We start from the raw sequence: 26,692 nt of genomic DNA, 5'->3' as shown, positions 1-26,692 counted from the left end.
CTCACGCCGCCAACTGATCGTGCAGCTCCTCGTGTTCGCCCCGGAGGGGGACGCGGGATCACGCGACTGGGCGGCCTTCCTCGACGAGATGGGGCACCTGGCTCATCTGCGGGCGCGGGGCGCCGAGTTCGCCGTCGTGTCGCGGGCGCCGTACACACGAATTCTCCCCTTCGGGGCGCGCATGGGATCGCCGGTGCCCTGGTACTCGTCGTACGGCAACACTTTCAACCATCACTTCGACGTCGTGGAGCGGTCGGGCGTCGGCCTGGAGGGGCTCGGCTCCACGGCCGGACTGCCGGCCCTCACGGCGTCGGGGGCGGTGGGCGGCGACCGGAACAGGCACCACGACAAGTATGAGGAGTGACAAATAGTGCAAGTGTTGGCACTTAGGGTCACCGGAATGTGTGATTTCTGAGAGGTACCTCACGATCCGCCGTTGACCTCGTGTCAACTACGTCTCAGTACCGTCACTTCGCGAGCCGTTCACCCCATGGTTGGCGTTTAAATCTACGAGCTGACTAGCCGCGGGCTACGGGCTCACGGGTGCAGCGCGACATGGAGGTGCAGGGTGAACGGGCGAACGGTGCTGGGGCGCTTTCCCGCCGGTGGGCCGCGCGGCTCGTGGCCGGCCGAGGAGTTGGCGCACGCGGCCCGCCTCGAGGGGCAGCAGGCCGAGGTCGTGATGGACATCGCGACGGACATGTTCCTGGTCATCGTGCGCGGCGCCGAGGCCGCCGCGACCGCGTCGGCCTGACTCACCCCGCCTTCGGCGCGGGCACCTTCGCGGCGGAGGCCTGCCCTGTCGTCGGCACCTTCGCCGCGAACTGCTCCGCCTGGAGCGAATAGAGCTCCGCGTACACCCCGCCCGTGGCCAGCAGTTCGTCCGGGGTGCCGGACTCCACGAGGCGGCCCTGGTCGAGGACGTGCACGAGGTCGGCATGACGGACCGACGCGAGCCGGTGGGTGATCAGGACGACCGTCTGACCGGTGCCCGCCAGGGCGCGGATCTTCTCGAAGACCTCCAGCTCGGCGCGGGCGTCCAGGGCCGCCGTCGGCTCGTCCACGATCAGGATGCGTCCGCGCCGGTACGCGGCCCGCGCGATCCCGAGCCGCTGCCACTGGCCGCCCGACAGCTCGTGCCCGCCACTGAACCCCCTGGCCAGAAGCGTGTCGAGGCCGCGCGGCAGGTCGTCCATCACATCCTGCGCCCCCGCCTCCGCGACGGACGTGGCGAGACGCTCCTCGGTCAGTGGCGCCGAGGGGCGGCCGATCGCCATGTTGACGCGGGCGGTGAAGGGCCACCGCTTGAAGTCCTGCGCGACCATCGCGATGCGCTCGGCCAGCTGCCGCCGGTCGGCGCTCGCCGCGTCCACACCGTCCCACATGATCTTGCCCTGGTCCGGGGTGTACAGCCCGGCCAACAGCTTGACCAGGGTCGTCTTGCCCGAGCCGTTCTCACCGACGAGCGCCACGATCTTGCCCAGCGGCACGGTCAGGGTGACGTCGCTGAGCGCGGGCCGGCCCGCCTTCCCCGGATAGGCGAAGGTCACGTTCTCCACCCGGATCTCTTGCGGGTCCTCGGGCAGCGGATCACCGCCTTCCGGGATCGCACGCTTGGCGGCCTCCACGTACAGCCGCTGCATGTCGCCCACGAAGAGGGCCTCCTCGTGGAGGGAGTTCACCTCCAGGACCAACGTGTCCAGGCTCGACGAGCCGGTACGGATCGCGATGACGGCCGTACCCGCCACGGACAGCGCCATGGCGCCGCCGAGCAGCAGACCACCCAGCGTCGCGTACGTCGCCACCGTGGCCAGCCCGGTCCAGACGGCCGCGTACAGGCCCGTACGGGCCGCCAGCCGGGCCAGGCGCGCCTGCTCCGCCTCCGCCGTCTCCGACATACGGCGGAAGTGGCGCAGCAGGAACGGGCCGACGCCGTGCACCCGGATCTCCGGGGCCGCCTCCGGCTCGATCAGCAGGGAGCCGATCAGATAGCCCGCGCGCGCGTGCTGCACCCAGGCGTGAAAGGAGGTGTAGCGGCGGCGGGCGATCGTCAGCGCGCTCCAGGCGCTCGGCAGGGTCATCGTGACGAGGAGCGGGAGGAGGGCGGGGTGCAACACGGTCAGCACACCGGCCGCCGCGATCAGCGAGATCAGCGCGTTCACCACACGCGCCGCGTAGGTGATCATCCGGCGGGCCGACTGGGCGCCGTACTTCGCGGTGTCCAGCAGCTTGTGGAAGCCGTCGTCCTCGATCGCGGACAGCTCCACGGCCGCCGCCCGCTCCAGATACAGCTCGGTCGCGACCCGCTCCACCTTGGGCTCCAGCCGGCCCGTGGCGAACGTCGACGCGGCGCGCAGCAGGGTGGACACCAGCATCACGGCGGCGATGGTGACGAGCGCGGGGCCGGCTCCGCGCAACCGCTCCTCGACCGTGCCGTCCGCCATCAGCCGGCCCAGGATCGTGTTCACCGCGAGCAGGCTCACCGCCTGGGCGAGGCCGCGGCCCGTCTCGGCGGCCAGCACGGTCCGGGCGGCCCGCCGGTCCGCCTGCCAGGCCAGCCGGAAGCTCGACGCGAGCAGCGACGGCAGCCGCCGCACCATCGCGCGGAAGTTCAGCTCCAGGAACGCGTTGGCATGCTGCGACCAGCCCATGTCGTACCGCAGCGGCCCCCCGAACAGCAGCAGCTCCGACTCCGACGTCTCCGGCTTGCCCTCGTCACGCGCCTTCCCCACCCATGGCCTCCCCCGAGTCGTCGCCGACAGGCCACTATTCCGGCGCACCCCACCCCCCACCAGGGCGCACGACAACCCCGCCCCCACCCGCCCGGAGCACGCGGGGCGCGAAGAGGCAGCGGGAAGTACGCCGCGGCGCCCCTGTGACGGGCCGAAGGCCCCGTCGTAGGGGCGCGGGGAACTGCGCGACCGGCCCCCACGCGCCCGCGGCCGCGAAACAACGGAACGTCCCCGAAGCCGACGGGGATCCAGGGCGCAGCCCCTGACAAGACGCCCCCAGCCGGAAGCGGAGCTCTACGCGGTCATCGTCCGGGACCAGGACGGCGTGGTCCCGGTGGCCCGGCACAACGCCAGATACAGCGGTATCGGCGGCGTATAGGGAATGGCCCCCTCCGGCCGCAGGATCAGCCCGGGTACGGCCGAACCGTCGGAGACCAGCGCTCCGGTGGTGTAGCGCACCGGCGCCGGCCACTCCAGCGCGTAGTCGGAGTCGGCCGGCACGATCCACCACCAGTGCGCCCGGTCGGCGTAGACGCAGCCCACCCGGGGCAGTCGGGGCAGGACCATCGGCCCGAAGCGGGCCGGGACGGCGACCGCGTCGCACCCCATGGGCGCGGTCATGCCGTCGGGCAGGGGAATGGGGCGGGGCGGCGCGGCGGGACGCTGGGCGCGGCGCAGTCGGGTCAGGGTGTCGAGGCTCACCACGCGGGCCACTCTGCCCCCACCGGGAGGCCGAGCGGGACCGATCGACCCGCTCACACCCATTCGGCCCCCGTCCGCCGTCCGACTTCCGGCCGGACTTCGACTTCCGTACGGCGTTCGACTTCCGTACGGCGTTCGGCACCCGCACGGTGGCCGGCCACCGCACGGCCGTCGGCGCCCCTGCGGGCTTCGGCGGCTCTACAGGCCTCGGCGCCCGGCGAACGGAACGCCTCCGCCTCGCCGTCCCGGTCCTGCGAGGGCGGCTTCTTCGCGCCCCAGCCCAGATCGGACCGAGCCGCCGTGTCCCTATCCCTATCCCTGTCCCTGCCGGCGCCCGCTGCCATGTCCACCACTACCTCGGCCGGAACGGTGGCGGTGAGGAGCCCACGTGGCACATCCGCCCACACCAGAAGCCCCAGACCGACCGGCTGCGCCCCCCAGGAACGACAGAGGGACTCTATGAGGAGCAGCCCTCGCCCGTGTTCCTCCTCGGGCCGCTGCGGCGAGGGGTGCGGCTCGCCCGGAGCGCAGCCCTCGTCCCGTACCGCTATGCGTACCAGGTCGTCGCCGTCGTGCAACTCGCAGACGATCTGGGTGCTCGCGGTGTGCACGATCGCGTTGGTCACCAGCTCGGACACGACCAGGGCGGCCGTGTCGCAGGTGTCCTCGCAGAGGGCCCAGCCGGTGAGCTGGGTACGGGTCACGCGCCGGGCCTGGGCCACGGCACCCGGGTGCGCGGCCAGCTCGAATCGAAACCGGCGCTCGGCGATTGTCTCGGGGCGCGCCCCGGCGGCCGGACCGGGACCGACACGGTCTCCGGCGGCGTCTGTTCCTAACGGCGCAGGGGGCGGAATCACGCTTGCCACTATCGCCCCGCCGTGAACACTTGGCAAGTGTCACTCTGAAAATTGCAGAGTGCCGTATGACTCTCTGAACGGTCATGGCACACTGCACGCAACAGCACGTGTAGCGGCGCCAGTTGGAAATCCCTCGCACATCGTCCGTATGCACGCACAGTGTTCGTTTGTGTACACGGACCTGCGTGGCGCGCGAGGCCTCCGAACGGCGCCGCAAGGCTGTCCGGACCGGACAGGCCGGGAATCGCCGCAGGTCAGCGCAGAGTCAGAGGGGAGAGAAGCGAGATGAGCGAGCCGCGGTCCGCGCCGACGGTCGGCCAGGTCGTGCTCGGCCGGCGTCTGCTGGACCTGCGCGAGCGCGCGGGCATCAGGCGCGAGGACGCCGCGCGCATCCTGCACGTCGCCGCCGCCACGGTCCGCCGCATGGAGATGGCCGAGGTCGCCCTCAAGATTCCCTACCTCCAACTCCTGCTGAAGGCGTACGGGGTCGGGGACGAGGAGGCCGAGACCTTCGTCCGGCTCGCCGAGGAGGCCAACAAACCCGGCTGGTGGCAGCGCTACCACGACATCCTGCCGGGCTGGTTCTCCATGTACGTCAGCCTGGAGGGCGCGGCCGCCCTGATCCGTGGCTACGACCCCCACTTCGTCCCCGGACTGCTGCAGACCGAGGACTACGCGCGTGCCGTCATGACCTCGGGCGCCATCGGCCAGACCAAGCCCGAGGACATCGAGCGCCATGTCGCGCTGCGCATGCAACGGCAGGAACTGCTCACCCGTAAGGACGCGCCCCGGCTGTGGTGCGTGATGGACGAGACCGCCCTGCGCCGCTCCGTCGGGGGGCCGGCGGTCATGCGCGCCCAGATCGACCGGCTGCTGGAGGTCATGGAGCTGATCCATGTGACGCTCCAGGTCGCCCCGTTCGACACAGGACCGCACCCGGGCACGTACGGGCCGTTCGTCCTGTTCCGTTTCGCCATGCCCGAACTTCCGGACATGGTCTACAGCGAGTACCTGACCGGCGCCGTCTACCTGGACGACCGCTCCGAGGTGGCGACCCACCTCGAGGTCATGGACCGCATGGCGGCGCAGGCCGCCACGGCACAACGCACGAAGGAGATCCTCCGGGATCTCCGCAAGGAGCTCTGAAGACACCGAATGGAATTCATCAAGTCGCAGTCGCGCACGCGCACGCAGTCGCACATACGCGTCTACAACGGCATGCCCGCCCGGGAGCTGGGCAGCGAGGGCTGGCACAAGCCCTGGAGCGGGGGCAACGGCGGCAACTGCCTGGAGGCCATGAAGCTCGCCGACGGCCGGATCGCCGTACGGCAGTCCACCGACCCCGACGGGCCGGCGCTGATCTACACGCCCGACGAGATGAACGCGTTCATCCAGGGCGCCAAGGCGGGGGTGGCCGACTTCCTGCTGTCGTGAGGCTTGTTGCGCACTCCCTGTTGTTCAGTCAATCTCCCTATGTTGGCCCTGAGTTGATCACCTGTTGCCGCAGAACCCCATGGAGTTCGTCATGAGCGGGCGTTCCCCCGTCGAGATCGACACGAGTAGACCCCACCCCGCGCGGATGTACGACTGGTACCTCGGCGGCAAGGACAACTATCCCGTCGACGAGGCCATGGGCAGGCAGATGCTGGCCCTGGACCCCCGGGTGCCGGTGATGGCACGGGTCAACCGTGCTTTCATGCACCGCTCCACACGCTGGCTGGCGGAGAACGGCGTACGCCAGTTCCTCGACATCGGCACCGGTATCCCGACCGAGCCGAACCTGCACCAGATCGCCCAGCGGGTCGCCCCCGAGGCGAGCGTCGTCTACTGCGACAACGACCCCATCGTGCTGGCCCACGCGGCGGCCCTGCTGCGCGGTACGCCCGAGGGGCGCACCGAGTATCTGCAGGCCGACGTGCGCGACCCGCACGCCGTCATCGAAGGCGCCAAGAAGGTGCTGGACTTCGGCCGGCCGGTGGCGCTCTCGCTGATCGCGCTGCTGCACTTCGTCTCCGACGAGGACGGCGCGCACGCCCTGGTCCAGCGGCTGATGTCCGAACTGCCCTCAGGCAGCTACCTGGTCGTCACCCATGCCACCGCCGACTTCACTCCGGAGGAGTCGAAGGTGGCGGTGGAGAAGCTCAAGGCCGCGGGCGTCACGCTGGCCCTGCGCTCCCGCGAGGAGTTCGCCCGTTTCTTCGACGGCCTCGAACTCGTCGACCCGGGCGTCGAGGTGCCCCACCACTGGCACCCCGAACTCGGCGAACCCGTCCCCGGACAGGACGACGGGGTCATCCCGGGATACGGAGCGGTGGCACGTAAGCCGTAGGGCATGCGTGGACGGCCGTACGACATGCGCGGCGCAGGCTTCTCGGCCTGCGCCGCGTCATCATGACTGCGGGTGTCTGCGCCGCGTCATCAGGTCTGTGAGCGTCTGCGGGCGCCTGCGCCCCCGTGTGAGCCGTCCGAGGCGCGTGCGCCGGGCGCGATCACGAAGCCGGGCAGCACCGGCAGTCCCGCGCCGGCCGCTCGCGCGAGGTGGGCGGCCTTGGAACCCGTGAGCAGGGGGAGTGCGGCTGTCGGCCGGTTCAGGGCGACGACGTGAGAACGGAGTGTGCCGCCGCTCCGGGGCGGAGCCCCGCCGTGCGCACCTTCTCCGTGTTCTCCGTGACGTTCGTCGAGCGTCGTCATCGAGCACCCTCCAGGACCGGCCGCCAACAGGAGGGGATGCGAGGGAGAGGCCCTACGCCTGACGACGGACCGAAGGATGGGGGCAGAGCACCGCCGGATCGTGGACGCCTGCGGTGACAGCGGTGACAGCGGTGACGTACCTCCTGACGTCATTGGTCCCACCGTCGTCGATTTCCTGTCGACCGGGAGTCACCGCCAGGCCGCCAGGCCAGCAGGCCAGCAGGCCTCCGGCTTCCGGCCCGCCGACCGTCGCAAGCCGCTCACCCGGGCGGCAGTACCCCGCACAGCGCCTCCACGGCCGCCCCGTACGCGTGCTCCGGGGGCGTCGCGTACCCCACGACGAGCCCGTCCGGGGCGTCCCCCGTCGCCTCGGGATGCCGGAACGCCGCCAGCCCGTCGAGCACGACGCCCCGCCAGGCCGCCGCCTTCACCGCGGACCGCTCGGTCCCGGGCGGCAGCCGCAGCAGGGCGTGCAGTCCGGCGGCGATCCCGGTGACCTCGATGCGCGGCGCGTGCGTGGCGAGGGCCGCGACCAGCCGGTCCCGCCGCGCCCGGTACCGCTGCCGCATACGCCTCACATGACGGTCGCACGCCCCGGAGACCACGAAGTCCGCGAGCGCCGGCTGTTTCGGCCCGCTCGCCCACGCCTCCCGTTCGCCCTTCACCTTCAGTACGGCGTCGACGTACCGCTCCGGCAGGACCATCCATCCCAGCCGCAACGCCGGCGACAGGCTCTTGCTGACCGAGCCGATGTGCACGACCCGCTCGGGATCCAGGCCCTGCACGGCCCCGACCGGCTTGCGGTCGTAGCGGAACTCCCCGTCGTAGTCGTCCTCCAGAATGAGCCCGCCACGCGCGCGTGCCCAGTCCACGACAGCGGCCCGCCGGGCGGGAGGCAACGGCCCACCGGTGGGGAACTGGTGTGCGGGCGTGAGCAGCACGGCCCTCTCCCGGCCCAGCCCGTCCACCCGGGCACCGTCCTCGTCCAGCGGCAGCGGAACCGTCCGTACGGCGGCCTCCGCCAGCAGCTCACGATGGAAACCCAGACCGTACGACTCCACGGCCAGCGGCCCCCGCAGCACCCGGCCGTGGAACAGCAGCCGCAGCGCGTGCGCGAAACCTGAGCAGACCACGATCCGCGACGGCTCGGTCCGCACCCCACGCGCGCGTGCCAGGTATGCGGTGAGCGCCTCCCGGAGCTCGACCCGGCCGGCCGGATCACCCGGCCCGAACGCCTCGTTGGGCGCCTGCGTCAACGCCCTGCGGTACGAAGCGGCCCAGGCCGCCCGCGGGAACGCCGACGCGTCCGGCGTGCCCTGCCGCAGATGGTGCCTGGGCCCCCGCGCGCGTGGAGGCGCCTTCCGGGGTACGCGCGCGGGGGCGCCCAGTGGTTCGGCCCGCTCGGCGACCCGGGTACCCGACCCCTGCCGGGCCGTCAGCCAGCCCTCCGCGACCAGCTCCGCGTACGCGTCGGCGACCGTGTTGCGGGCGATGCCCAGGTCCGCGGCGAGCGAGCGGTACGGGGGCAGCCGGGTGCCCGGACGAGTCGGCCTCCGCGCACCGCGTCCCGCAGCGCCCGGATCAGCGCCGCCCGCCGCCCGCCCCCACCGGACAGTTCGAGATGCAGATCGGCCCCGATCCGCTCCGTCGAATTGACCCATGAATCCACCATAGAAATGCACCCTACGGCAGGTCTTTCCATCGAATAGATTCATGGTCATGACGACGAACACGACAGCGACCAACACGACAACGGCGAACACCACAACGGCGAACGTGACAGCGACGAACGGGACGGCGGCGAACGGGATGGCGGCGAACGGGATGAGCGACAGCGGCGCGGCGGTGGGAACCCCGGCGGTGGCCGCACCCCCTCGCCTCGACTTCGCGAAGTCCGCCCGCAACGTCTTCCGCGCCCTCATCGGCTTCGACGCGGCGGCTCGCGAGGGCATCGACCCGGCCCTGGTCGAACTGATCCAGATCCGCGCTTCCCACCTCAACCACTGCGCCTACTGCCTCCACATGCACACCAACGACGCCCGCAAGGCCGGTGAGAGCGAGGACCGGCTCCACATGATCCCGGTCTGGCGCGAGGCCCGGCACTTCTTCACCGCCCGCGAACAGGCCGCGCTCGCCCTCACCGAAGCGGTCACCCTCGTCGCCGACGGCGGCGTCCCCGACGACGTCTACGCCGAAGCCGCCACCCACTTCGACGACACCGAACTGGCCCACGTCCTCGCCCTGATCTTCACCATCAACACGTGGAACCGCATAGCCCTCTCCACGGCCAAGCAAGCAGGCACGGACACCCGCTGAGCCTTCGACGCCGCCGGCCCTCCCCGCCTCGGTCGCCTCATCCCGTCGCGGCCCGTCCCGCGGTCGGCGGCTACGCCGTCATGGGGCGGTCGTACGGTCCGATCGGTGACGGGAGACGGTCCGCGCCGGTCAGCCGGCGGTCGACCGCGGCGGCCACCGACCGCCCCTCGGCGATCGCCCAGACGATGAGGGACTGCCCACGGGCGGCGTCCCCGGCGGCGTACACGCCGGGCACGTTCGTCGCGAAGTCCGGCCCCCGCGTGATCGTCCCGCGCGGGTCGAGGGCCAGCCCGAGCTGCTCGACGAGTCCGTCCTGACGGTCCGGCCCGGAGAACCCGAGCGCGAGCAGGACGAGATCGGCGGGCAGTGTCCGCCCGGTACCGGGCCGGGCCTGCCGCCGTTCGTCCACCTCGACCAGATGCAGCTCCCGTACATGCTCCGTCTCGTCCCCGGTGAAGCGGAGCGTGGACGCCGCGAAGAGCCGCGCGTCCGCGTCCGCCGCCGGCGCCGACCGAAGGTCACGCGCCTCCTCGTGCGCCGCCGAGAGCCGATAGACCTTCGGATACGTCGGCCACGGATCGACGTCCTCGTCGCGCTCCGCCTCCGGCAGCGGATAGATGTCCAACTGGGTCACCGACGCCGCCCCTTCCCGCACCGCCGTCCCCAGACAGTCGGCCCCCGTGTCACCGCCCCCGACGATCACGACATGCTTCCCGGCCGCCGACAACGGCGACACCGTCAGATCCCCCTCACACACCCGGTCGGCCAGCGGCAGATACTCCATCGCCTGATGAATGCCGTCCAACTCCCGGCCGGGCACGCCCAGTTCCCGCCACGCCGTGGCGCCTGTGGCGATCACCACCGCGTCGTACCGGGCTCGCAGCTCCGCCGCTCCGACGTCCTTCCCCACGGCGGTCGACGTACGGAACTTCGTGCCCTCCGCCCGCATCTGTTCCAACCGCCGGTCCAGATGCCGCTTCTCCATCTTGAACGCCGGGATCCCGTACCGCAGCAACCCCCCGATCCGGTCGGCCCGTTCGTACACGGCGACCGTGTGCCCGGCCCGCGTCAGCTGCTGTGCCGCCGCCAGCCCGGTGGGCCCCGAGCCGATGACGGCGACCGTCTTCCCGGACAGTCGGTCGGGCGGACGCGGCGGCGTGAACCCGTCCTCCCAGGCCCGGTCCGCGATGGCCACCTCCACGTTCTTGATGGTCACCGCGGGCTGGTTGATCGCCAGCACGCACCCCGCCTCACAGGGCGCGGGACACAACCGCCCGGTGAACTCGGGGAAGTTGTTCGTGGCGTGCAGCCGGTCGCTCGCCGCCCGCCAGTCCTCCCGCGACACGAGGTCGTTCCACTCGGGGATCAGGTTCCCCAGTGGACAGGCCTCGTGGCAGAACGGGATCCCACAGTCCATACAGCGGTCGGCCTGCTTGCTGATGATCGGCAGAAGCGCCCCGGGAACATACACCTCGTCCCAGTCCCGCACCCGCTCCTCCACGGGCCGACGGGGCCACTCCTCGCGTGACGTGGTCATAAAACCCTTGGGATCGGCCATGGCCGTCTCCCTCACGTGATGCGTACGCGTACGGGCACGGCCGTACACCGGCGGACTCGGATCGGGCGGGGCATGGGGCGCAGGGCGCGAAGCGCGTGGCTGTACGCCAACCGGCGGCACTCTCTTCCCGCCACGATACGACGCGTCCGCCGCCCCCGCCTCAGGCGAGCGCCAGCAGATACGACAGGGCCGCGGCGGCCGAGGCGACCGTCCGGACGTGGTTCCACGTCGTCCACCGGTTCACGTACTCGCGCCAGTACGCCGCGGCCTCCCGTGTGCCCGCGTCCAGCTTGGCGAGCGTCTCGTTGCGCGGCACGTTCGCCACCATCGTGACCCCGAAGCAGCCGAACAGATAAAGCACGCTGCCCAGCAGCAGCTCCACCCTTCCCTGGTCCGGCCACAGCACGAACGTCACGACGGCCAGCACTGCGCAGAGCACCGCCGTACCGACGAACACGAACATGAACGCGGGTGTCAGGGCGCTCACGTTGATCGCCTGCATCGCCGCCACGCCCTGCGCCGGCGGCAACGACGCCAGCCCCTTCATCACGAACGTCGAGAACCCGCAGAACACACCCGCCACGATCGCCGTCCCGAGCAGGCCCAGCACCGTCAGTACGAAGTACGGCCCATCGATCATGTCCGCTCCCACCTCGATCCCCCGAATCCACAGATCCTGCACTCCACCCACCGTCACCACAAGCGAACGTCCGTGCAGCCACAGTCACCATGGTCGAGACGCGCGCCCCATGCGCGAGCGTCCACGCCGCTCTGCCGCGGTCTCGCATCCGGGCTTCAGCCCGCCGCCCGCCACCCCCGCAGCGTCGTCTCCACCACCCCCGCGATCCGCCGTCGCGCCTCGTACCGGGCCATGCCGGTCATCAGGAGCCGGTCGTACGGCGTGTCCACGTGCCGTACGGAGGCGATGACCGCCGAGGTCACCGCGGCCTCCGACAGGGCGCGCCCCGCGGCGCTGCGGCCCACGCGGCCGCTGCCGCGCACCGAGGCGTGGGCGGCGATCTCCCGGGCCCGCTCGTCCGGGCACGCGGGGAACAGCCGCCGTATCTCCGTGGCGAAAGCGTCCGTGAAGCGCACGTCCTCCGCCGCCCGCCGCCGTGCGTCCCGCAGCCGACGGCGGCGCCGTGCCTCCGCGTCCGCCAGGCATCGTTCCTCGGCCCGGGCGAGCGCGGCCTCCTCCACCAGGACACCTTGCCGCTCGTACCGGCTCCGGCGCCGGTTGAACCGTACGACCACGGCCGACAGCGCACTCTCCTCCCGGGCTCGCCGCGTGAGCGCGGTGTCGCCCCGGGGCAGGAACACCAGGTGCCCGAGGTCCGCGCAGTCGAGGCAGCGCGGCGCTCCCTCCTCCAGCACCAGCATCGCCACCGGGCCGCCCCGGCACTCGGCGCAGTGCTTCTTCCTGAGTGCCTGCACGACGACAAGTCCGGTACGGGGCGGGGGAGTAGCGAGTGCTGCCATACGCGGTTCATTCCCCTGGGTGGCCGCATGGTCACGCGGTCGTCGGGCCGGCCTCCCGGCCGACTCGGGCCTGGTTCGCCGTGCGCGGCATCATGGGCCGTGTGCGATTCGAAGCGATCACCTGGGAACGGCTCGGCGACCTCCTCGCCAACCGCCTCCTCGACCTGAAGCCGGAGGACGGCTCGCCCTGGCCGCGCATCGCCTTCGACGGCGCCCTGGCCGCCCGCCCGGGCGACCTCGCCGTCCGGGTGTCGGAGGCGCTGCGCATACGCGGCCGGTCCTCGCTCGTCGTGGGCACCGAGGGCTTCCTCCGGCCCGCCTCGCTCCGGTTCGAGTACGGCCACGAGGACGTGGAGGCGTACTACGACGGCTGGTTCGACACCGCCGCGCTGTGGCGCGAGGTCTTCGGCCCGCTCGATCCCGGCGGTACGGGCCGGGTCCTGCCCGACCTCTGGGACCCCACCAGCGACCGCGCGACCCGCAGTCCCTACGTCCCGCTCCCGCCCGGTGCGATCCTGCTGACGCACGGTCCCCTCCTCCTCAAACACTGGTTCCCCTTCGATCTGACCGTCCATGTCCTCCTGTCCCCGGGCGCCCTGCGCCGCCGCACCCCCGAGGGCGAGCACTGGACCCTCCCCGCCTTCGAGCGCTACGAGACCGAAACCGCCCCGGCCGCCACCGCCGATGTCCTGGTGCGCGCCGACGACCCGCGGCACCCGGCCTGGAACGGCTGACGACCGGCGGTCCTCGGCGACACCGCCGAGATACTCCCCGACGAGGACAAACGCCTTGCGCGCGAGCTTTCGCACACGTACCTCGGCATCGACCCTCCGGCGGAGAGGGACGACGAGGTCCGCGTGATCATCCGGGTCGTCCCGGAGCGGATCGTCCACTTCGCCGCCTGAGGCACCCACGTCCGGTGCGGGGGTGGGAAGGACTCCTTCCGAGTGCGCTTCACCCCGGTCGCGGCAAGAATGAAGGGCGCCGGGACTAGCGGTGCGTCCTGCGCCGCGCCGGCCGTCCGGCACCGGGAGGTACTACATGACCACCGCCGGAGACGTCATGCACCGCGGCGCCCAGTGGATCCCCGCCCACGAGACCCTGGACCGCGCCGCCCAGCTGATGCGTCAGCTGAACGTCGGAGCACTCCCCATCAGCGACCAGAACGAACGGCTCTGTGGCATCCTCACCGACCGCGACATCGTCGTCGGCTGTGTCGCCCTGGGCCATGACCCCTCGACGATCACGGCCGGCGAGCTGGCCAAGGGCACCCCGCGCTGGATCGACGCGAACGCCGACATCAGCGAGGTGCTCCAGGAGATGAAGGGGCACCAGATCCGTCGGCTCCCGGTGATCGAGAACAAGCGTCTCGTCGGCATGATCAGCGAGGCCGACCTGGCCCATCATCTGTCCGACGACCAGATCGCCGCCTGGGTGGAGAGCGTCTACGCGAAGAGCGCGACGCCCTGACCCGCTCGATCACTCCCCGCTGCGGCAGTCACAGCCACCCGTTGCGCTTGAAGCCCCGGTAGAGGGTGATGCAGCCGGTGGCTATGACTCCCAGGACCAGTGGGTAGCCGAACCTCCAGTGCAGCTCGGGCATGTGCTCGAAGTTCATGCCGTAGACCCCGCACACCATGGTCGGCACGGCGATCAGCGCCGCCCATGCCGTGATCTTCCGCATGTCCTCGTTCTGCGCCACGCTGACCTGCGCGAGATGCGCCTGCAGGATGGAGTTCAGGAGTTCGTCGAATGCGGCGATCTGCTCGGTGGCCCGCAGCAAGTGGTCGGAGACGTCCCGGAAGTAGGCCTGTATCTCCGGGTCCACCACCCGGATCGGTCGCGTGGTGAGCTCCAGGAGCGGACGGGCGAGTGGGGCCACCGCCCGCTTCAGTTCGAGCAGTTCGCGCTTGAGCTGGTAGATGCGCCCCGGGTCGACGCGCGCGCCGTTCGCGGCGAACACATCGGTCTCGACCTGGTCGATGTCCGTCTGGACGGAGTCTGTGACGTTCAGATAGTCGTCGACCACGTGGTCCGCGATCGCGTGCAGTACCGCGGCGGGTCCCTTGGTCAACTGCTCCGGATTCGCCTCCAGTTCCTCGCGCAGCGGGCCGAGCGAGCCGTGCCGCCCGTGCCGTACCGTGATCACGAAGTCGGCGCCGACGAAGACCATGATCTCGCCGGTGTGCACCACCTCGCTGGTCGCGGTCAGTTCGGTGTGCTCGACGTAGCAGACCGTCTTGAACACCGCGAACAGGGTGTCGCCGTAGCGCTCCAGCTTCGGGCGCTGATGGGCCTCGACCGCGTCCTCCACCGCCAGGGGGTGCAGGTCGAAGAGCTCGGCGATGCCGGCGAACTCCCGCTGCGTCGGCTCGTGCAGCCCCAGCCAGACGAAGCCGTGGTCGTGCCTGCGGACCTGCTTGACGGCCTCGACGACATCACGGCCGCCGGGGGAGCGGACGCCTTTGTGGTACGTCACGCAGTTCACCACCGAGGTGCCCAGCGGGGAGCGGGCCGGGTGGCTGAGGTCGACGCGCGGGCGCCGTCGGGCCAGCCGTGCCATCTTGCGAAGGCCGCCGACCCTGTCGAGGCCGGTGACCTTCCGCAGATTCCCTGCCATGGACATCTGGATCTCCTTGCGTGGATCTCCTCGCACCGCACTTCGTGCCTTGTCGCGCCAGTTTGCCAGGGCCGCACGAGAGCCGGACAAGGCTGTGGGAACGGAGCGTTCCGCTTCACTTGTAGACGTCCCATCTGCCCGGCCGTTCCGAGCCGGTCCTCGGGTCCGGTCGCCGCCGGGCGATCTGGAGGACTGCGGGAGAGTCGCCATCGGCGACAAGTCGGGCAAATGGGATGATCGCGGCATGATGCGAACCGACGGGTATCTCCTCGACCACCGGCAGGCCGAGACGGGGCAGGGCCCCGACGCCTTCGCCGCGCTCTTCGACGCCACGACGTTCCGGCACATGGAGGGCTTCGGCCTGGGTTCCGGCTGGCGCTGCTGGGAGGTCGGCGCGGGCGGCACTTCCGTGGTCTCCTGGCTGGCCAAGAAGGTCGGCCCGACCGGCAAGGTCATGGCGACCGACACCGACATCTCATGGGCCGTTCCCTCGGTCACCCGCCCCCCGGTGGAGGCCCTCGTCCACCATCTGGGCGTCGACCAGCCGCCGGGGGACGGCTTCGACCTCGTCCACGCCCGGCTCGCCCTGGCTCACGCACCGGACCGTGAGCAGGCGCTGCTGTCGATGATCAAGGCTCTACGTCCCGGCGGACGACTCCTGATCGAGGACGCCGACACCGCCCTCCAACCCCTTGCCTGTCTCGAGGAATCCGGCCCCGAGCACCAGCTGGCCAACCGGCTCCGCCAGGCCGTCCGCGCGCTGCTCGCCGAACGCGGAATCGACCCGGCGCACGGCCGCAGACTCCCGCGCCTGCTGCGTGCGGCGGGACTGCGCGGGGTGGAGGCCGACGCGTACTTCCCCGTCGCCGCACCGGCCTGCGCCGCCCTGGAGGCGACGACCATCGACCGGCTCCGCGAAGCGCTCGTCACGGCGCACCACGCCACGGCGGAGGAGATCGACCAGCACCTGGCCAACGTGGCCTCCGGCACGATGGACGTCGTCGCCCCGCCGCTGATCTCGGCGTGGGGACGGAAGGCGTAGCGGCATGTCCCGCCCCACGACGGGGCGCGGGCACCCACCGCCCGACGACCTACGGCGCTGCCCGATCGACGTCTCGGCGCCGCCGCGTCGATGTCGCGTGCCCGCACGTCGACGCCCACGGAGCCGCACGACGGCACCACGGCACGCGGTGGCCCGATGCGGACCCATGGGTACCGCGAATCGTCGCAGCTGCCCACCGGACACAGCTTCAGCCGGCCACGGGGCCGAGACCTCATCCGGCCCCCGGCGGCCTTCCGCCCACCTTCTCCACCGCCCGCGCCCCCGCCCTGCATCCCTCAGCCGCCGCCTCCTCGGCCTCCGCGCCGGCGAGCAGTGCGGCCAGGAACGCCCCCGTGAAGGCGTCACCCGCGCCGGTGGTGTCGTGGGGCACGGCGGGAGCCGCCGGAATCCGTGACTCGACGCTGCCCCCGCGGGCGATCAGCGCACCGTCGGCCCCCTGCTTGGCCACGACCAGGGGAACGAGACGGCTCAACTTGGCCGCCGCGTCGGCCGGATCGGGCAGTCCGGTCAGCAGGTAGGCCTCGTCGCGGCTGGGCAGCAGCACGTCGACGCCCTCGGCGAGCGTGAGGAAACGGTCCACGCCCAGCTGTGTGAGGAACCCCGCCGACGCGGGATCGACGCTCACCGGCACCCCGCGCGCGCGTGCCGACTCCAGGGCCACGGACACCAGTGCGCGACTCGGCTCGGAGAAGAACAGATAGCCCGACAGATGCAGCCGCGCGACCCCGTCGAGCAGGGACGGCGACCAGTCGTCAGGGTCCAGCCGCAAAGACGCACCGCTGTCCGTGAGGAACGTGCGTTCGGCCGCGTCGCCCGTGTCCACCAGACAGATCACCGTCCCCGTGGCCGCCTCCGGATCGACGACCAGGTGGGGCCGTACCCCCGAAGCGCGCAGCTCTCGTTCGTGCCACGCGGACCCGTCCGTGCCCACGCGTCCGAGCAGTCGCACGTCGGCGCAGCCCCAATGGGCCGCCCAGCAGGCCACGTTGGCGCCCGCCCCGCCCGGCAGCGTCCGGATCGAGGAGGCCGTGTCGGTGCCCGCCGCGAGCGGCCCGCGGTGCCGGGCGACGACATCCGTGACGACGTCCCCCACGACGAGCAGCGCCCCGCCCGCTTCACCACCGGGCCCGCTCACCCCACCCTCGGGCCCGTTCACGCCCTGCCGCGCCACCTCACGCCCCGGCCCAGGCCGCCGCGATCCGGGACGCGAGCCGTACGTTGCCGCGTACCGCCGCCAGGTTGGCGCTCAGGGAGGCGCCGTCGGTGTGCCGCACCAGATAGCCCAGCAGGAACGGTGTGACCGCCTGGCCCGTGACGCCCTCCGCGTCGCACGCCTGGAGCGCCTCGGCGAGCACGCGCGCGTGCAGCTCGGGGTCGAGCTGCTCCTCCTCCGGCACGGGGTTGGCGACGATCAGCGCCGACTCGGGGCCGTCGAGCGCGTCCTGGGCCCGCATGACGTCCGCGACCTCGCCGGGCGAGGCGAGCGTCCACTCCACCGGATGACCCGAGTCGGACAGATAGAAGCCGGGGAAGCGCCGCGTGCCGTACCCCGCGACCGCTACGCCCAGCGTCTCCAGACGCTGCAACGTCGCCGGCACGTCCAGGATCGACTTCACGCCCGCGCACACCACCGTGATCCGGGTGCGCGCGAGGAGGCCCAGGTCGGCGGACTCGTCCTGGGTCACCGTCCACTCCCGGTGCACGCCCCCGAGCCCGCCCGTCGCGAACACCCGTACGCCCGCCAGGGCTGCCAGCTGGGCGGTCGCCGACACGGTGGTCGCCCCGCTCACCCCCGAGGCCACCGCCAGCGGCAGGTCCCGGTGTCCGAGCTTGCGGATGCCGTCCTCGTTCGCGACCCGCTCCACCTGCTCCTTGTCGAGGCCGATGTGGGGCCGCCCGTCGAGCACGGCGATCGTCGCGGGTACGGCGCCCTCCTGCCGTACGACCTGCTCCAGCTCCAGCGCCACCTGCAGATTGCGCGGGCGGGGCAGCCCGTGCGCGATGATCGTGGACTCCAGCGCCACCACGGGTCGACGCGCGTCGACCGCTTCCCGCACCTCTTCGGACACCACCAGCACGTGCATGCCTCCTGTCTGTCGTTCTTCCCTCATCCCTGGCGGACGGCGTGTCCGGCCAAACCCTTGCGCCTTGTGGCGCAGGACACCAGCCTGAGGTGCATGAAGGAGAACACGACACGTCTCGACCATGTCGTCCTGTGGGTCCAGGAGCCGATCGCCGCGGCCGACTTCTACGAGAAGGCCGTCGGCCTGGAGCCCGTGAGGGTCACCGCATACGCGGCGGGACAAGCCCCCTTCCCCTCCGTACGCCTCAACGACGAGACCATCCTCGACCTCATGCCGCTCGCCATGGCCGAGACCATGAAAATGGTGCCCGGCGCCGCCGGCAGCGCCGGCCACCCGGTCAATCACGTCTGCCTCGCCCTGCCCGCCGACGCCTTCGACGCACTGCGCACCCGTCTTGAGGAACGGGCGGTCCCCGTCTCGGACTTCTCGTACGACTCCTTCGGGGCGCGTGGAGCGGCCCGGCGCAGCTTCTACTTCCGGGACCCGGACGGCAACGTGTTCGAGGCACGCCACTACGACCAGGCGTGAGCGGTTTCCGGCCGGTCTCGGTGTGCCGGAACGACGACCGATGACCGATTCGCGCCGTGGTACTCACCTCCGGTGCCTCATCTGCAAAGGCCACACACGGGCACGCAAAGGCCACCCATGGCCGGCTCAGAACAAGGGTTCCGGAAGCACCCCTTCCAGGGCCAGCAGCTTCCGCTTGGTCTCCAGCCCACCGCCGAACCCTCCGATGCCGCCGTCGCTCTCGACCACCCGGTGGCACGGCACCACGACAGGGAGCGGGTTCGACCCCATCGCGACCCCGACCGCCTGGGCCGCACCCGGCTGCCCCACGCGGCGCGCGAGGTCGCCGTAGCCCACGACCGAGCCGTAGGGGACGCCGGACGCGAGCTCGCGCAGCACCTGACGGTTGAACCCGGAGATCAGCGACCAGTCCAGCGGCAGCGCGAAGTCGTGCCGCTCGCCCGCGAAGTACGCCTCGAACTGACGTATCACCTCGGCCAGCTGAGGGTTGTCGGGGGCCTGCACGGGGGTGGTGCCCAGGCGGGAGGCCAGCCGGTCGAGTGTCCGGTCGCGCACCGCGTCCGTGGCGTGGAACACGACATTCACCAGGCCGTCGTCCGTCGCGGCCAGCAGCAGTGGGCCGATGTCCGTGCCGACGACGGCCCACACCACCTGCTGCTCGGCCTGCGCATGGCTGTTCATGGGAACACCGTACGGGCCGCCACCGACAACGACCGTGGCGTGCGCTCCGCCCCCGGACCGCACGCCACCGACTGCGGATCGCCTCGTCAGCCCTGTGTGGCCTCTCTGACCACGTCCGGCTTGTTGGTGATGATGCCGTTCACGCCGTAGTCCGCCACCTGGCGGGCGTTGACCGCGTCGTTCACGGTCCAGGTGAGCATCTCCAACGGGTTCCCGTGCGGACCTTCCAGCGCGTGGATCGTGGCGACATAGGACTTGGAGATGGTCGTGTACGAGGAGTTGATCTGGTCGCTGAACCTCGCGTACTCGGGAAGGTCGGCGATGTCCGGGGTGCCGAGAAAGCCGGTCTTCACGGCCGGGCGCAGCTCGTGGACGCGCCGTACGGTGTCGGCGCTGAAGCTCTGGACCACCAGTTTCGTGAGCTGCGCCGGGCCGAGCCAGCCCTCGTTGCCGAGCACCTTCAGGGTCTCCTGCTCGATACCCGGGTAGAGCTGGGGGTTCTTGATCTCCAGGACGAGCTTCTGGTGGTTGCGGGACACCCGCTGCATGTACTGCTCCAGCGTCGGCACGCGCGCGCCCGCGTAGCTGCTGCTGAACCAGCTGCCCGCGTCCAGGCGCGCGATCTCCGCGGCGGTGAAGTCCGCCACGCTCCAGGGCGCGCGCTCCGGATAGAGCTCCTCGGCGTTGGTCGTACGCGCAAGCGTCGCGTCGTGGAGGACGACGAGCCTGCCGTCCTTGGTGCGCTGGACGTCGTTCTCGACCCAGTCGAAGCCCATCTCGTCGGCCTTGTCGACGGCGGCCAGGGTGTTCTCGGGCGCGTAGGCGGAAGCTCCGCGGTGCGCGACGACCAGCGGATTGTCGGCGTCGGCGGCCGCATGGGCGGCGGAAGTGGGGAGCAGGAGGACGGTGGCCCCCAAGAACGCGGTGGTCGCGGCGGCAACTGCGCGCACGTGCATGCGTACTCCTCGCGTCGATCGATCACGGTCAGTTCAAGAGTGACAGCAGAGGGTCAACGGCAGGAGGGCGCGGGATGGCCATGAATTGAATGGAGTTGCCCAAGTCCGCTCACGGGCACCGCACAAGTGAGGCAAGGGCGTGTTTCTTTGCCGGAAAATCGTTCGACCATTCCGGTGGGGGTCATACTCTCTGCGACACCCCTGACCGTTGTGGCGGTCCCGGGGCCGGGGGCATCGCAGAAAATCCAGGGACGCGACAGGGCGGGAAAGGCAGCCGCGAATGCAGGGCACGGTCGACGGCTTCAGCTACGGACTCGTCACACCGGTGGTGGCCTATCTCATGGCCTGTCTCGGTGGCGCGCTCGGTCTGCGCTGCACCACCAGATCGATGCTCGTCGACGGCCGGTGGCGGATCGGCTGGCTCGCGCTGGGCTCGGCGGCCATCGGCTCCGGCATCTGGACCATGCACTTCGTCGCGATGATGGGGTTCAAGGTCCTGCGGACCCCGATCCACTACGACCCCCTGACCACCTTCGTGAGCCTCGCCGTCGCCATCGTCATGGTCGGCATCGGGATCTTCATGGTCGGCTCCAAAGGGGCGACCGGGGCCGCGCTCTTCACCGGCGGCACCATCACCGGCCTGGGCATAGCCTCCATGCACTACCTGGGCATGGCCGGAATGCGCCTCAACGGCACGCTGGAATACAACACCCTCACCGTGGCCGCGTCGGTCGTCATCGCCGTGGTGGCCGCGATCGCCGCCCTGTGGGCCGCCGGACAGGTCCGCGGGTTCCTGTGGAGCGTGGGCGCCAGCCTCGTCATGGGGATCGCCGTCAGCGGCATGCACTACACGGGCATGGCCGCCCTCAGCGTCCATCTGCACAGCGCCGCCGCCCCCGCCCCGGCCGACGGCTCCTCGTCCGCCGCCCTGCTCGCCCCGCTGATGATCGGGCCGCTGGTCTTCCTGCTCCTCGCGGGCGTCGTCGTGATGTTCGACCCGTTCATGATCATGGGCAGGTTCCACGGGTACCCGGCCGAGCGTCGGCCCGGCATCCCGGCCCAGGCCACCGCGCACACCTGCCGGCACCAGGAGTCCCGCACCGGCGCGGAGCACCGCGAGCGGAGTTCCCGCGCACCACAGAACCGCTGATCGGAGCCCGTTGTCAGTGCGGGGTCGTACGGTGGATTCCATGCGGCCCGTTTCCAAGATCGAACGCACGGTGGCGCCCTTCGAGGTCGTCAGCCCCTACCAGCCGAACGGCGACCAGCCCACGGCCATAGCCGAGCTCGCCCAGCGCGTCGGAGCAGGTGAGAAGGACGTCGTTTTGCTCGGAGCGACCGGCACCGGCAAGTCCGCCACCACCGCGTGGATGATCGAGAAGCTCCAGCGCCCCACCCTGGTGATGGCGCCGAACAAGACGCTGGCCGCCCAGCTGGCCAATGAGTTCCGCGAGCTGCTGCCGAACAACGCGGTCGAATACTTCGTCTCGTACTACGACTACTACCAGCCAGAGGCCTACGTCCCGCAGTCGGACACCTACATCGAGAAGGACTCCTCGATCAACGAGGAGGTAGAACGCCTGCGCCACTCCGCGACCAACTCGCTGCTCACCCGCCGCGACGTCGTCGTGGTCGCCTCCGTCTCCTGCATCTACGGCCTCGGCACGCCACAGGAGTACGTGGACCGCATGGTCCCCCTCAGGGTCGGCGAGGAGTTCGACCGGGACGAGCTGCTGCGCCGTTTCGTGGACATCCAGTACACGCGCAACGACATGGCGTTCACCCGCGGCACGTTCCGCGTCCGCGGCGACACCATCGAGATCTTCCCGGTCTACGAGGAGCTCGCCGTCCGCATCGAGATGTTCGGCGACGAGATCGAGGCCCTCTCCACCCTCCACCCCCTCACCGGCGAGATCATCAGCGACGACCAGCAGCTGTACGTCTTCCCGGCCTCCCACTACGTCGCCGGCCCCGAGCGCCTGGAGCGCGCCGCCAACGACATCGAGAAGGAGCTGGGGGAGCGCCTGTCGGAGCTGGAGAAACAGGGCAAGCTCCTGGAGGCCCAGCGGCTGCGCATGCGCACGACGTACGACCTGGAGATGCTCCGCCAGATCGGCTCCTGCTCCGGCGTGGAGAACTACTCGATGCACTTCGACGGCCGTGAGCCCGGTTCCCCGCCGAACACCCTGCTGGACTACTTCCCGGACGACTTCCTCCTCGTCATCGACGAGTCCCATGTCACCGTGCCCCAGATCGGTGCGATGTACGAGGGCGACGCCTCCCGCAAGCGCACCCTCGTCGACCACGGCTTCCGGCTGCCCTCCGCCCTGGACAACCGCCCCCTGAAGTGGGAGGAGTTCCAGGAGCGCGTCGGCCAGACGGTCTACCTCTCGGCGACCCCCGGCCAGTACGAACTGTCGCGTTCCGACGGCCACGTCGAGCAGATCATCCGCCCCACCGGCCTGGTCGACCCCGAGGTCGTCGTGAAGCCCACCGAGGGCCAGATCGACGATCTGGTGCACGAGATCCGCATGCGCACCGAGAAGGACGAGCGCGTCCTGGTCACCACCCTCACCAAGAAGATGGCCGAGGACCTCACCGACTACTTCCTGGAACTCGGCATCCAGGTCCGCTACCTCCACAGCGATGTCGACACCCTGCGCCGCGTCGAACTGCTGCGCGAGCTGCGTGCCGGTGAGTACGACGTCCTGGTCGGCATCAACCTCCTCAGGGAGGGCCTTGACCTCCCCGAGGTCTCCCTGGTGGCGATCCTCGACGCCGACAAGGAGGGTTTCCTGCGCTCCGGCACCTCGCTGATCCAGACCATCGGCCGCGCGGCGCGCAACGTGTCGGGTCAGGTCCATATGTACGCCGACAAGATCACCCCGGCGATGGCGAGGGCCATCGACGAGACCAACCGGCGCCGGGAGAAGCAGGTCGCGTACAACAAGGCCCACGGCATCGACCCCCAGCCGCTCCGCAAGAAGATCAACGACATCGTCGCGCGGATCGCCCGGGAGGACGTCGACACCGAGCAGTTGCTCGGCACGGGGTACCGCCAGGGGAAGGAGGGCAAGGGAGCCAAGGCCCCGGTCCCCTCCCTCGGCGGCAAGGCGGCCAGGTCCGCCAAGGGCAAGGCCAAGGAGACCGTCCCGACCGACCGCCCCGCGGCCGAGCTCGCCCAGCAGATCGAGGAGATGACGGAGCGCATGCGCGCGGCCGCCGCCGACCTGCAGTTCGAGATCGCCGCCCGGCTGCGTGACGAGGTCTCCGAGATGAAGAAGGAACTGCGGCAGATGAAGGAGGCGGGCCAGGCCTGACGGGCCCGGCGGGCGCCGGGGGAGAGGGCCGCCCCTGGCGCGGGCGCGCTGTGTTGCAAGACCGACACAAAGTGCGACACAGGCTGCGGCAATGTCAGTGCCGCTGCGTAAGGTGCTGGACATCCGCGGACGCCGCGGAAACAGGGGACAGTTCGAGAGGGGAATCAGCGCGTGACCGTCAACATGACCAAGGGTCAGGCCATCAGTCTGCAGAAGAACGACGGAGGCAGCCTGACCGCGGTACGCATGGGTCTCGGCTGGCAGGCTGCCCCCCGGCGCGGCCTGTTCGGATCCCGCACCCGTGAGATCGACCTCGACGCCTCCGCCGTGCTCTTCGCGGACAAGCAGCCCGTCGACGTCGTCTTCTTCCGTCACCTGGTGAGCGACGACGGCTCCGTCCGTCACACCGGCGACAACCTGGTCGGCGGCGTCGGCCAGGGCGGCGACGACGAGGCGATCCTCGTCGACCTGGCCCGGATCCCGGTCCACATCGACCAGATCGTCTTCACCGTGAACTCCTTCACGGGCCAGACCTTCCAGGAAGTGCAGAACGCGTTCTGCCGTCTGGTCGACGAGACCAACGGCCAGGAACTCGCGCGCTACACCCTCGCGGGCGGCGGCCAGTACACGGCCCAGATCATGGCCAAGGTGCACCGCGCCGGCGCGGGCTGGCAGATGACCGCCATCGGCACGCCCGCCAACGGCCGCACCTTCCAGGACCTGATGCCGGCGATCCTGCCGGTCCTGTAGCCCAGCACGACGCACCACGCAGCAAGCGACACAGGGGGACGAAGTCGATGACGGCCGAGCTGGTCCGGGGGCAGAACCATCCGCTGCCCGAGGTCCGACTGGAGATCCGCGTCTCGGCCGGCACGCCGATCGTGGCCGGGGCCACCCTCGGCGACGAGCACGGCCGCGTGCACGGCGTGGAGTGGGTCGCCCACCCGGGCGCGCCCACCCTGCCGGGCATCGAGGTCCCCAAGCAGGCGGCGGCCGACCACCGCCTCGCCGTGGACCTCGACGCCCTGGCGCCGTCCGTGCACCGGGTGACCGTCCTGCTCGCCCTGCCGCCCGTCAACGGCGGCCCCGCGCGGTTCGGCGCCGTGGCCGCCCCCTTCGTCGCGGTCACCGGCCTCGACGGCACCGAGGTCGCCAGCTACACCATCACCGATCTCGAGGCCGAGTCCGCCGTCATCGCCCTCGAGCTGTACCGCAGGCAGGGCGTCTGGAAGGTCCGCGCGGTCGGCCAGGGGTACGCGGGCGGCCTCGCGGAGCTGCTCACCGACCAGGGCCTGCCCCAGGCCCAGCAGCTCGCCGGCAGCGTCCACGAGGCCGTCGCCCAGGGTCTCGCCCGCTCGGTGGCAGCGCCTCCGCCCCGTCTGCCGGACGCGGACCGCCCCCGCCAGACGGCCGCGCCCGCGACAGGCCCCGACCAGACCCATGGCGGGACGACACCCCAGGGCCTGTCCGGGAACACCGCGCCGCAGCAGGGACACCAGCCCACTTCCCCGTACGGCACCACACCCCCGTACGGCTCCTCTCACGACGCCACACTGCCCGACCACGCGGCCGCGCAGCACGGTGGCCCCGCCCCGGCCGACCCGTCCACCGGCGCCCAGCCCGCCGCGGCCACCGCCGGTGGTCCCGTCAACTACAGCCACCCCGGCCGCCAGACCACCGCGCCGCCACCGCCCCCGCCGACCGCGCCCCCGGCCCAGCCGGGACAGCCCGCGCAGCCCGTCGCCGGCGACGCGACCGGCTGGTCCATGGAGGAGCGGCTCTACAACCAGGTGTGGGGCATGTTCGAGGACCTCGCCCGCACCGCCGCCGCGTACCGCAGCGCCGTCGACTTCGCCGAGTCACGCATGGAACAGGAGCTGGACAGGGTCCTGTCCGACCCGCGCAGCCGCGTCAGCGGTCAGGGCGACGCCGCGCGCGAGGCCGCCCGGGCCAAGCACGCCCAGCTCGTCGACCAGGCGAGGGCCGCCCTCGACCGGGACCTCGCCCAGCTGAGGGCCGAGTCCGATGTCGTCGAGCCGGCGCTGCCCCCGGCGTACGCGAGCTGGGACAACCCGGTGTGGCACGGTTACCGGGTGCCGATGGAGATCCCGATGGCCCTGCGCCTGGGCGACCTCCATCTGCCGGAGGGCGAGGACGTGCGCATCCCGATGCTGGTCCGGCTGCCGCTGGAGCGTGGCCTGTGGATCGACAGCGGCCGCTCCGGCTCCCGCGACTCGCTCGCCGACACCGACGAGCTGCGCCGCCTCGCCCTGGACACGGCGGTGGCTCTCGCCGCCCGCCTGCTCGCGGTCTACCCGCCCGGAGAGTTCGCGGTACATGTCGTCGACGCGGCCGGGGCCGGCTCGTCCGCGCTGGCACCCCTGATGCAGGCCGGCGTGCTCGCCGGACCGCCCGCCGCCGGAGCAGCCGGCGTCTCGGACGTCCTGGGACAGCTCACCCAGCGCGTCGACCTCGTGCAGATGGCGGTGCGCGGTGGCGCGGCCGACGCACTGCCCCCCGGCTTCGACACGGCCGAGCAACTGCTGATCGTCAACGACTTCCCGCACGGCTTCGACGACCGCGCCGTCACCCAGCTCCGCTACCTCGCGGACGAGGGCCCGGCCGTCGGCGTCCACCTGATGATGGTCGCCGACCGGCAGGAGGCCGCCGCCTACGGGCCGTTGCTCGACCCGCTGTGGCGTTCGCTGATGCGACTCACGCCCACGCCCGACGACCATCTCGCCGACCCGTGGGTCGGGCACGCGTGGACGTACGAGCCGTCGAGCGTCCCGCCCGGCAGCAGGGTCATGCACGACGTGCTCGCCCGGGTCGCGGAGGCCCGCCGCTCCTGGAACAGGTGAGGAACCCACCCCGCACCAAGCTCTCGTAAAGCCGCCTGACCAGCAGTTTTGATGCTTTCTTTGCCTGGCCCTTTACCTATTCTTGGTGATTGGGTACTCTTTTCGTGCGGAGGGGAGTACTCCCTACTAGCTGCGGCGTACCCGTCAATACGGATCAATCCTGATCCCGGGGCGTCGGCCCGGCGGCACCAGGCGTTGTGGAACGCCCTGGAGGACCGGGTGGAAGAGACCTCCGGTAGCGACG

Annotated in this window: 24 protein-coding genes and 2 pseudogenes; 14 read left to right on the top strand and 12 right to left on the bottom strand. The window is 71.1% G+C overall.

Annotated features, from left to right (window positions below):
- Window positions 1-4 precede the first annotated feature (4 nt).
- Both OG272_RS11940 and OG272_RS11935 read left to right on the top strand, forming a co-directional pair.
- Window positions 5-364, top strand: a pseudogene (locus OG272_RS11940) (DUF899 family protein); the annotation flags it as partial.
- A gap of 204 nt (window positions 365-568) precedes the next feature.
- Window positions 569-754, top strand: a complete 186-nt coding sequence (locus OG272_RS11935) for a hypothetical protein (protein ID WP_086800852.1) — start codon at window positions 569-571, stop codon at window positions 752-754.
- A gap of 1 nt (window position 755) precedes the next feature.
- On the opposite strand, the gene OG272_RS11930 is transcribed toward OG272_RS11935, so the two are convergent.
- The 3 genes from OG272_RS11930 to OG272_RS11920 all read right to left on the bottom strand — a co-directional run bounded on the left by OG272_RS11930 (window position 756) and on the right by OG272_RS11920 (window position 4,291).
- The gene (locus OG272_RS11930; protein WP_405893243.1) at window positions 756-2,732 is read right to left on the bottom strand and encodes an ABC transporter ATP-binding protein; all 1,977 of its coding nucleotides are present in this window, start codon (window positions 2,730-2,732) and stop codon (window positions 756-758) included.
- A 294-nt stretch (window positions 2,733-3,026) separates the two neighbouring features.
- Window positions 3,027-3,497 (bottom strand): hypothetical protein, encoded by a 471-nt coding sequence (locus OG272_RS11925; protein ID WP_326583567.1) that lies wholly within the window; start codon window positions 3,495-3,497, stop codon window positions 3,027-3,029.
- Entirely contained in the window at window positions 3,488-4,291 is an 804-nt protein-coding gene (locus OG272_RS11920) for an ATP-binding protein (RefSeq protein ID WP_405893242.1), read from the bottom strand. Before OG272_RS11920 ends, OG272_RS11925 begins: the two co-directional genes overlap by 10 nt.
- Window positions 4,292-4,576: 285 nt before the next feature.
- Between OG272_RS11920 and OG272_RS11915 the strand changes: the two genes are divergently transcribed.
- The 3 genes from OG272_RS11915 (at window position 4,577) to OG272_RS11905 (ending at window position 6,620) form a co-directional block, all read left to right on the top strand.
- Window positions 4,577-5,437: a helix-turn-helix transcriptional regulator gene (locus OG272_RS11915; protein WP_327730243.1), complete on the top strand. Its 861-nt coding sequence runs from the start codon at window positions 4,577-4,579 to the stop codon at window positions 5,435-5,437.
- A 9-nt stretch (window positions 5,438-5,446) separates the two neighbouring features.
- A complete protein-coding gene (locus OG272_RS11910) occupies window positions 5,447-5,725 on the top strand; it encodes a DUF397 domain-containing protein (protein WP_326583570.1) in 279 nt (92 codons plus the stop codon).
- Between the two features lie 79 nt (window positions 5,726-5,804).
- A complete protein-coding gene (locus OG272_RS11905; RefSeq protein ID WP_405896010.1) occupies window positions 5,805-6,620 on the top strand; it encodes an SAM-dependent methyltransferase in 816 nt (271 codons plus the stop codon).
- 622 nt (window positions 6,621-7,242) lie between these two features.
- Here OG272_RS11905 and OG272_RS11900 read toward each other — a convergent pair.
- A pseudogene (locus OG272_RS11900) lies at window positions 7,243-8,654 on the bottom strand (PLP-dependent aminotransferase family protein).
- A 41-nt stretch (window positions 8,655-8,695) separates the two neighbouring features.
- Between OG272_RS11900 and OG272_RS11895 the strand changes: the two are divergent.
- On the top strand, window positions 8,696-9,298 hold the full coding sequence (locus OG272_RS11895; RefSeq protein WP_405893241.1) for a carboxymuconolactone decarboxylase family protein: 603 nt from the start codon (window positions 8,696-8,698) through the stop codon (window positions 9,296-9,298).
- Between the two features lie 70 nt (window positions 9,299-9,368).
- Here OG272_RS11895 and OG272_RS11890 read toward each other — a convergent pair whose 3' ends face one another.
- The 3 genes from OG272_RS11890 to OG272_RS11880 form a co-directional block, all read right to left on the bottom strand.
- Entirely contained in the window at window positions 9,369-10,856 is a 1,488-nt protein-coding gene (locus OG272_RS11890) for a glutamate synthase subunit beta (protein ID WP_327730248.1), read from the bottom strand.
- Between the two features lie 160 nt (window positions 10,857-11,016).
- On the bottom strand, window positions 11,017-11,496 hold the full coding sequence (locus OG272_RS11885) for an anthrone oxygenase family protein (protein WP_326583573.1): 480 nt from the start codon (window positions 11,494-11,496) through the stop codon (window positions 11,017-11,019).
- A 155-nt stretch (window positions 11,497-11,651) separates the two neighbouring features.
- Entirely contained in the window at window positions 11,652-12,335 is a 684-nt protein-coding gene (locus OG272_RS11880; protein ID WP_327730249.1) for a DUF2293 domain-containing protein, read from the bottom strand.
- A 92-nt stretch (window positions 12,336-12,427) separates the two neighbouring features.
- Here OG272_RS11880 and OG272_RS11875 point away from each other — a divergent pair, with 92 nt between their 5' ends.
- Together OG272_RS11875 and OG272_RS11870 are read left to right on the top strand one after the other, a co-directional pair.
- Window positions 12,428-13,069, top strand: a complete 642-nt coding sequence (locus OG272_RS11875; protein ID WP_405893240.1) for a uridine kinase — start codon at window positions 12,428-12,430, stop codon at window positions 13,067-13,069.
- A gap of 307 nt (window positions 13,070-13,376) precedes the next feature.
- Window positions 13,377-13,805 (top strand): CBS domain-containing protein, encoded by a 429-nt coding sequence (locus OG272_RS11870; RefSeq protein ID WP_326583576.1) that lies wholly within the window; start codon window positions 13,377-13,379, stop codon window positions 13,803-13,805.
- A gap of 28 nt (window positions 13,806-13,833) precedes the next feature.
- Here OG272_RS11870 and OG272_RS11865 read toward each other — a convergent pair whose 3' ends face one another.
- Complete coding sequence (locus tag OG272_RS11865; protein ID WP_326583577.1) at window positions 13,834-14,961, bottom strand: magnesium and cobalt transport protein CorA; 1,128 nt, start codon at window positions 14,959-14,961, stop codon at window positions 13,834-13,836.
- Between the two features lie 238 nt (window positions 14,962-15,199).
- Between OG272_RS11865 and OG272_RS11860 the strand changes: the two genes are divergently transcribed.
- Window positions 15,200-15,997, top strand: a complete 798-nt coding sequence (locus tag OG272_RS11860; RefSeq protein ID WP_326583578.1) for a methyltransferase domain-containing protein — start codon at window positions 15,200-15,202, stop codon at window positions 15,995-15,997.
- 232 nt (window positions 15,998-16,229) lie between these two features.
- On the opposite strand, the gene OG272_RS11855 is transcribed toward OG272_RS11860, so the two are convergent.
- Both OG272_RS11855 and OG272_RS11850 read right to left on the bottom strand, forming a co-directional pair.
- Window positions 16,230-17,174, bottom strand: coding sequence for a PfkB family carbohydrate kinase (locus OG272_RS11855; protein ID WP_327730251.1), 945 nt, complete (start codon window positions 17,172-17,174; stop codon window positions 16,230-16,232).
- Between the two features lie 16 nt (window positions 17,175-17,190).
- Window positions 17,191-18,102: a pseudouridine-5'-phosphate glycosidase gene (locus OG272_RS11850; protein WP_327730252.1), complete on the bottom strand. Its 912-nt coding sequence runs from the start codon at window positions 18,100-18,102 to the stop codon at window positions 17,191-17,193.
- A 93-nt stretch (window positions 18,103-18,195) separates the two neighbouring features.
- Here OG272_RS11850 and OG272_RS11845 point away from each other — a divergent pair, with 93 nt between their 5' ends.
- Entirely contained in the window at window positions 18,196-18,630 is a 435-nt protein-coding gene (locus OG272_RS11845) for a VOC family protein (RefSeq protein ID WP_326583581.1), read from the top strand.
- Window positions 18,631-18,756: 126 nt separating this feature from the next.
- Here OG272_RS11845 and OG272_RS11840 read toward each other — a convergent pair whose 3' ends face one another.
- Window positions 18,757-19,311, bottom strand: coding sequence for a methylated-DNA--[protein]-cysteine S-methyltransferase (locus OG272_RS11840; protein ID WP_326583582.1), 555 nt, complete (start codon window positions 19,309-19,311; stop codon window positions 18,757-18,759).
- An 86-nt stretch (window positions 19,312-19,397) separates the two neighbouring features.
- Window positions 19,398-20,267 carry a glycerophosphodiester phosphodiesterase family protein gene (locus tag OG272_RS11835; RefSeq protein WP_326583583.1) on the bottom strand — a complete coding sequence of 290 codons (870 nt, stop codon included), beginning with the start codon at window positions 20,265-20,267 and terminating at the stop codon, window positions 19,398-19,400.
- Window positions 20,268-20,547: 280 nt separating this feature from the next.
- On the opposite strand from OG272_RS11835, the gene OG272_RS11830 reads away from it, so the two are divergent.
- The 4 genes from OG272_RS11830 to OG272_RS11815 all read left to right on the top strand — a co-directional run bounded on the left by OG272_RS11830 (window position 20,548) and on the right by OG272_RS11815 (window position 26,448).
- Window positions 20,548-21,417: an MHYT domain-containing protein gene (locus OG272_RS11830; protein ID WP_326583584.1), complete on the top strand. Its 870-nt coding sequence runs from the start codon at window positions 20,548-20,550 to the stop codon at window positions 21,415-21,417.
- 40 nt (window positions 21,418-21,457) lie between these two features.
- The gene (gene uvrB / locus OG272_RS11825) at window positions 21,458-23,587 is read left to right on the top strand and encodes an excinuclease ABC subunit UvrB (RefSeq protein ID WP_327730253.1); all 2,130 of its coding nucleotides are present in this window, start codon (window positions 21,458-21,460) and stop codon (window positions 23,585-23,587) included.
- A 171-nt stretch (window positions 23,588-23,758) separates the two neighbouring features.
- Window positions 23,759-24,337 (top strand): TerD family protein, encoded by a 579-nt coding sequence (locus OG272_RS11820; RefSeq protein WP_037693164.1) that lies wholly within the window; start codon window positions 23,759-23,761, stop codon window positions 24,335-24,337.
- Between the two features lie 47 nt (window positions 24,338-24,384).
- Window positions 24,385-26,448 carry a TerD family protein gene (locus tag OG272_RS11815; RefSeq protein WP_326583586.1) on the top strand — a complete coding sequence of 688 codons (2,064 nt, stop codon included), beginning with the start codon at window positions 24,385-24,387 and terminating at the stop codon, window positions 26,446-26,448.
- Window positions 26,449-26,692: the final 244 nt, after the last annotated feature.

It is taken from the genome of Streptomyces sp. NBC_00104, assembly GCF_045160825.1.
GTDB lineage: Bacteria > Actinomycetota > Actinomycetes > Streptomycetales > Streptomycetaceae > Streptomyces.
Note: the sequence above shows the minus strand (reverse complement) of the source record. Positions and strands in the feature narration are given on the sequence as shown.

Coding starts and splice junctions, on each gene's coding strand:
- OG272_RS11925 (WP_326583567.1), bottom strand. CDS start 3,497: ATGGGTGTGAGCGGGTCGATCGGTCCCGCTCGGCCTCCCGGTGGGGGC.
- OG272_RS11915 (WP_327730243.1), top strand. CDS start 4,577: ATGAGCGAGCCGCGGTCCGCGCCGACGGTCGGCCAGGTCGTGCTCGGC.
- OG272_RS11910 (WP_326583570.1), top strand. CDS start 5,447: ATGGAATTCATCAAGTCGCAGTCGCGCACGCGCACGCAGTCGCACATA.
- OG272_RS11905 (WP_405896010.1), top strand. CDS start 5,805: ATGGAGTTCGTCATGAGCGGGCGTTCCCCCGTCGAGATCGACACGAGT.
- OG272_RS11895 (WP_405893241.1), top strand. CDS start 8,696: ATGGTCATGACGACGAACACGACAGCGACCAACACGACAACGGCGAAC.
- OG272_RS11890 (WP_327730248.1), bottom strand. CDS start 10,856: ATGGCCGATCCCAAGGGTTTTATGACCACGTCACGCGAGGAGTGGCCC.
- OG272_RS11885 (WP_326583573.1), bottom strand. CDS start 11,496: ATGATCGATGGGCCGTACTTCGTACTGACGGTGCTGGGCCTGCTCGGG.
- OG272_RS11880 (WP_327730249.1), bottom strand. CDS start 12,335: ATGGCAGCACTCGCTACTCCCCCGCCCCGTACCGGACTTGTCGTCGTG.
- OG272_RS11875 (WP_405893240.1), top strand. CDS start 12,428: ATGGGCCGTGTGCGATTCGAAGCGATCACCTGGGAACGGCTCGGCGAC.
- OG272_RS11870 (WP_326583576.1), top strand. CDS start 13,377: ATGACCACCGCCGGAGACGTCATGCACCGCGGCGCCCAGTGGATCCCC.
- OG272_RS11865 (WP_326583577.1), bottom strand. CDS start 14,961: ATGTCCATGGCAGGGAATCTGCGGAAGGTCACCGGCCTCGACAGGGTC.
- OG272_RS11860 (WP_326583578.1), top strand. CDS start 15,200: ATGATGCGAACCGACGGGTATCTCCTCGACCACCGGCAGGCCGAGACG.
- OG272_RS11850 (WP_327730252.1), bottom strand. CDS start 18,102: ATGCACGTGCTGGTGGTGTCCGAAGAGGTGCGGGAAGCGGTCGACGCG.
- OG272_RS11845 (WP_326583581.1), top strand. CDS start 18,196: ATGAAGGAGAACACGACACGTCTCGACCATGTCGTCCTGTGGGTCCAG.
- OG272_RS11840 (WP_326583582.1), bottom strand. CDS start 19,311: ATGAACAGCCATGCGCAGGCCGAGCAGCAGGTGGTGTGGGCCGTCGTC.
- OG272_RS11835 (WP_326583583.1), bottom strand. CDS start 20,267: ATGCACGTGCGCGCAGTTGCCGCCGCGACCACCGCGTTCTTGGGGGCC.
- OG272_RS11830 (WP_326583584.1), top strand. CDS start 20,548: ATGCAGGGCACGGTCGACGGCTTCAGCTACGGACTCGTCACACCGGTG.
- uvrB (WP_327730253.1), top strand. CDS start 21,458: ATGCGGCCCGTTTCCAAGATCGAACGCACGGTGGCGCCCTTCGAGGTC.
- OG272_RS11815 (WP_326583586.1), top strand. CDS start 24,385: ATGACGGCCGAGCTGGTCCGGGGGCAGAACCATCCGCTGCCCGAGGTC.